Consider the following 280-nt stretch of genomic DNA (forward strand, 5'->3'; position numbering starts at 1 on the left):
GCGTCCGTCAACACGTGCGAATATTATTGAAACACTTTTTAAACGTCAGTATATTGTCCGCAACAAAAAACAGGTTTTACCAACAATAACCGGAATTCAGTTAATTGATACAATTCAGAATGAATTGATAAAATCGGCTGAACTTACGGGTTCTTGGGAAAAACAGCTAAAAGATATCGAAAAAGGAACTTTTACAGCTGCCGCTTTTATTAGAAATATGAAACGCATGGTCGAAGCTTTGGTTACCGAGGTTCGAAGCGAAACGAGACACGCCAATATT

Annotated in this window: 1 protein-coding gene; it reads left to right on the forward strand. The window is 37.9% G+C overall.

Annotated elements, in window-relative coordinates:
- The coding region (locus NQZ67_RS30930; RefSeq protein ID WP_257453185.1) for a DNA topoisomerase at window positions 1–280 on the forward strand (280 nt) is incomplete at both ends.

The sequence above is a fragment of the Paenibacillus soyae genome, from assembly GCF_024623455.1.
GTDB classification, from domain to species: domain Bacteria; phylum Bacillota; class Bacilli; order Paenibacillales; family Paenibacillaceae; genus Pristimantibacillus; species Pristimantibacillus soyae.